This window comes from Pseudomonas sp. 05N434 (assembly GCF_056396965.1).
Genome location: NZ_JBFTMK010000425.1, coordinates 1 through 4,465 on the forward strand (window position 1 = coordinate 1; position 4,465 = coordinate 4,465).

The following is a 4,465-nucleotide window of genomic DNA, read 5'->3' on the forward strand; positions in this document are numbered from 1 at the left end:
CGTTAACCGACCTCATGGAATGGGAATACATCGAGATCAACCCGTTCAGCGCCGGGGTCATCACCCTGGGCTTCATTTATGGCGCGTACTTCACCGAAACGTTCCGCGGGGCGATCCTCGCCGTGCCACGGGGCCAGGTCGAAGCCGCCACCGCCTATGGCCTCAAACGTGGCCAGCGTTTCCGTTTCGTGGTGTTCCCGCAAATGATGCGCTTCGCCCTGCCGGGCATCGGCAACAACTGGATGGTGATGCTCAAGGCCACCGCGCTGGTCTCGATCATCGGCTTGGCCGACCTGGTCAAGGCGGCGCAGGACGCCGGTAAAAGCACCTATCAACTGTTCTATTTCCTGGTGCTGGCCGCATTGATCTACTTGCTGATCACCAGTGCCTCCAACGTCGTCCTGCGCTGGCTCGAACGCCGCTACGCCGCCGGTGCCCGGGAGGCCGTACGATGATCGAACTCTTGCAGGAATACTGGAAACCCTTCCTTTATACCGACGGCTACAACATCACCGGCCTGGCCATGACCATGTGGCTGCTCAGTGCGTCGATCTTCATCGGCTTTCTGGTGTCGATCCCGCTGTCCATCGCCCGGGTTTCCCCCAAGCTCTACCTGCGCTGGCCGGTGCAGTTCTACACCTATCTGTTTCGGGGTACGCCGCTCTATATTCAGCTGCTGATCTGTTACACCGGCATCTACAGTCTGGCGGCCGTGCGCGCGCAGCCCGTCCTTGATGCGTTCTTTCGCGATGCGATGAACTGCACGATCCTGGCTTTTGCCCTGAACACCTGTGCCTACACCACGGAAATCTTCGCCGGGGCGATTCGCAGCATGGCTCACGGCGAAGTCGAGGCGGCCAAGGCCTACGGTCTGTCTGGCTGGAAGCTCTATGCCTACATCATCATGCCGTCGGCGCTACGTCGCTCGTTGCCTTACTACAGCAACGAAGTGATCCTGATGCTGCACTCGACCACCGTGGCGTTCACCGCGACCATCCCGGATGTCCTGAAAGTCGCGCGCGACGCCAACTCGGCGACCTTCCTGACCTTCCAGTCGTTCGGCATCGCCGCGCTGATCTACCTGACCGTTACCTTTGCGCTGGTCGGCCTGTTCCGCCTCGCCGAACGCCGATGGCTGGCCTTCCTCGGGCCGACTCACTAGGACAATTCGTACATGCGCCACCAGATTCATGACCTGCTGGCCCCACTGCCGGGGACCGTGCGACAGATCCACAGCTTTCACTTCGGCCCCCAGGCGGCCAAAGGCAAGATCTACATCCAGTCCTCCCTGCACGCCGATGAACTGCCCGGCATGCTGGTGGCCTGGCACCTCAAACAGCGTCTGGCGGAGCTGGAAGCCGCCGGTCGGCTGCGCAGCGAAATCGTGCTGGTGCCCGTGGCCAACCCGGTCGGCCTGGAACAAGTGTTGATGGACGTTCCATTGGGCCGTTACGAGCTGGAAAGCGGGCAGAACTTCAATCGCTGGTTCGTCGACTTGAGTGAAGAAGTCGGCAACGAGATCGAAGGCTTGCTGGGCGACAATCCACAACGCAACCTCGAACTGATCCGCAGCAGCCTGCGCGACGTATTGGCGCGCCATACCGCCAGCACGCAACTGCAATCCCAACGCCTGACCCTGCAACGACTGGCTTGCGATGCGGACATGGTGCTGGACCTGCATTGCGATTTCGAAGCCGTGGCACACCTCTACACCACGCCCGAAGCCTGGCCTCAGGTCGAGCCGCTGGCGCGTTACATCGGTGCCGAAGCCAGCCTGTTGGCCACCGACTCTGGTGGCCAGTCATTCGATGAATGCTTCACCCTGCTCTGGTGGCAGTTGAAAGAACGCTTCGGCGAGCATTTCGATATTCCGCTGGGCAGCTTTTCGGTCACCGTCGAATTGCGCGGTCAGGGCGACGTTAATCACCCGTTGGCCAGCCTCGACTGCCAAGCGCTGATCGATTATCTGATTCACTTCGGCGCGATTGCCGGTGAGCCGGCGCCCTTACCGGAACTGCCCTACCCGGCCACGCCGCTGGCCGGCGTCGAACCGGTCGCGACACCCGTGGGCGGACTGCTGGTGTTTACAGTCCTGCCCGGGGAATACCTGGAGGCCGGGCAACTGATCGCCGAAGTCATCGACCCGATCAATGATCGCGTCACCCCTGTTCATTGCACCGTCGCCGGGCTGATGTACGCCCGTTCGCTGCGGCGCATGGCCACTGCCGGCATGGTAATCGCCCACGTCGCGGGCACCGAAGCCTATCGCAGCGGCTATCTACTTTCGCCTTGAGGATGCATGCCCCATGTACAAACTGACCATCGAAGGCCTGCATAAARGCTATGGCGATCATCAGGTGCTCAAAGGCGTTTCGCTCAAGGCCAAAACCGGCGACGTTATCAGCCTGATCGGCGCCAGCGGCTCGGGCAAAAGCACCTTTTTGCGCTGCATCAACTTTCTAGAGCAACCCAACGACGGCACCATGAGCATGGACGGCCAGAACATCCGCATGGCCAAGGACCGTCACGGCATCCATGTGGCCGACCCCGATGAGCTGCAACGGATCCGCACCCGCCTGGCCATGGTGTTCCAGCACTTCAACCTGTGGAGCCACATGACGGTGCTGGAAAACATCACCATGGCCCCGCGGCGGGTGCTCGGTTGCACCAAGGCAGAAGCCGAGGACCGCGCCCGACGTTACCTCGACAAGGTTGGCCTGGCGCCGCGTGTGGCGGATCAGTACCCGGCGTTCCTGTCGGGCGGTCAGCAACAACGGGTGGCCATTGCCCGTGCGCTGGCCATGGAACCTGAAGTCATGCTGTTCGACGAACCAACCTCAGCACTCGACCCGGARCTGGTGGGCGAAGTGCTCAAGGTAATTCAGGGCCTGGCCGAGGAAGGCCGGACCATGATCATGGTCACCCATGAAATGAGCTTCGCCCGCAAAGTGTCGAGCCAGGTGCTGTTCCTGCATCAGGGGCTGGTGGAAGAAGAAGGCGCGCCGGAAGACGTGCTGGGCAATCCGAAGAGTGAGCGGTTGAAGCAGTTCTTGAGCGGCAACCTCAAGTAAAACGCCACCTTCCCGTGGGAGCGAGCGATGCTCGCGCCCACAAAAGCGGGTATCAGACCACAGGTGCGGGAGGTGGCTCATCCGGCAGGGTGGGCTCTCCGGGTTCTGTCGGATCTTCATTGGGGGTGTCGGGATCAGGCTGATGGGGGATGCCCCCTGCCATGCTGACTGGCGGATGCGCCAACAAGGACCAGGCCAGCACACCAACCTGATTGGGCTCGAGCCTTGCCAGTTCGGCACTTATTCGCGGATCGATCTTCATGAAGCACTCCTGAGCGATGGCCCGATCCGCCTTGCGCGAATCGGAGCAGTACACCCCATAGAGTGTACGCCCGCCCAGGAATTCCAACGGTTTGTCAGACGGTTGACTCAGGTACGCGGCAGGGTCACGCCACGCTGGCCCTGATACTTGCCGCCACGGTCCTTGTAGGACACTTCACATTCCTCGTCGGACTCGAGGAACAGCATCTGCGCAACGCCTTCGTTGGCGTAGATCTTCGCCGGCAGGTTGGTGGTGTTCGAGAACTCCAGGGTCACATGGCCTTCCCACTCGGGCTCGAGCGGAGTCACGTTGACGATGATGCCGCAGCGGGCGTAGGTGCTCTTGCCCAGACAGATGGTCAATACGTTGCGCGGAATGCGGAAGTATTCGACGGTACTGGCCAGGGCGAAGGAGTTTGGTGGGATGATGCACACGTCGCTGTGGATGTCGACGAAGCTGCCAGCRTCGAAGTTTTTCGGATCGACGATGGCCGAATTGATGTTGGTGAACACCTTGAAATGATTGGTGCAACGCACATCGTAGCCGTAGCTCGACACACCATAGGAGATCACACGACTGTCGTCACTGCCGCGCACCTGACGTTCCACGAAAGGCTCGATCATGCCGTGCTCTTGCGCCATGCGGCGAATCCACTTGTCCGATTTGATGCTCATGGCGGGTGTCCTGAATAGCGAGGCRGAAAAATTCTGTCCGGCATCTTACCGGGCAGGCGCTCCGGGTTCAAAGTCTGGGAGACAATTCTCGCCGTTCCCCCGTGAATTCCGGGGCCTCACCGCCATGTTATTAACCGTCAGTCATTAAAAAAGAGAAACCTTCGCACGAACCATTGGCACGTTCCGGAAAAAGGGTTAAGGTGGCGCCACTGTGCTGCTTGTGTCACTGAGAATCTCTACACGATATGTTGAATTTCGATCCAACCATCTACAAGAATTTTTCCTGCTCTTTGCACTCAGTCTCGGCCAGGGTTCTTCCTGAGTCGCAGTTATCTTTGTTCAAGGAGTTACACCATGTCTAATCGCCAAACCGGTACCGTTAAGTGGTTCAACGATGAAAAAGGCTTCGGCTTCATCACTCCACAATCCGGTGACGACCTGTTCGTTCACTTCAAAGC

Annotated in this window: 7 protein-coding genes; 5 read left to right on the forward strand and 2 right to left on the reverse strand. The window is 59.7% G+C overall.

Annotated elements, in window-relative coordinates:
* The 4 genes from AC1DLB_RS22395 to AC1DLB_RS22410 all read left to right on the forward strand — a co-directional run.
* On the forward strand, nt 1-455 hold a 455-nt coding region (locus AC1DLB_RS22395; RefSeq protein ID WP_477785667.1), incomplete at its 5' end, for an ABC transporter permease.
* Complete coding sequence (locus tag AC1DLB_RS22400) at nt 452-1,162, forward strand: ABC transporter permease (protein ID WP_204125325.1); 711 nt, start codon at nt 452-454, stop codon at nt 1,160-1,162. The genes AC1DLB_RS22395 and AC1DLB_RS22400, both read left to right, overlap by 4 nt.
* A 12-nt stretch (nt 1,163-1,174) precedes the next feature.
* The gene (locus tag AC1DLB_RS22405; RefSeq protein WP_064619966.1) at nt 1,175-2,293 is read left to right on the forward strand and encodes a succinylglutamate desuccinylase/aspartoacylase family protein; all 1,119 of its coding nucleotides are present in this window, start codon (nt 1,175-1,177) and stop codon (nt 2,291-2,293) included.
* Nucleotides 2,294-2,306: 13 nt separating this feature from the next.
* Nucleotides 2,307-3,071 (forward strand): ABC transporter ATP-binding protein, encoded by a 765-nt coding sequence (locus AC1DLB_RS22410; protein WP_477785668.1) that lies wholly within the window; start codon nt 2,307-2,309, stop codon nt 3,069-3,071.
* A 52-nt stretch (nt 3,072-3,123) separates the two neighbouring features.
* Here the strand turns inward: AC1DLB_RS22410 and AC1DLB_RS22415 are convergent, their stop codons facing one another.
* Nucleotides 3,124-3,333, reverse strand: coding sequence for a hypothetical protein (locus AC1DLB_RS22415; protein WP_019580966.1), 210 nt, complete (start codon nt 3,331-3,333; stop codon nt 3,124-3,126).
* Nucleotides 3,334-3,440: 107 nt separating this feature from the next.
* Nucleotides 3,441-4,007, reverse strand: a complete 567-nt coding sequence (dcd, locus tag AC1DLB_RS22420) for a dCTP deaminase (protein ID WP_007904652.1) — start codon at nt 4,005-4,007, stop codon at nt 3,441-3,443.
* A 354-nt stretch (nt 4,008-4,361) separates the two neighbouring features.
* On the opposite strand from dcd, the gene AC1DLB_RS22425 reads away from it, so the two are divergent.
* On the forward strand, nt 4,362-4,465 hold a 104-nt coding region (locus AC1DLB_RS22425; RefSeq protein ID WP_305232051.1), incomplete at its 3' end, for a cold-shock protein.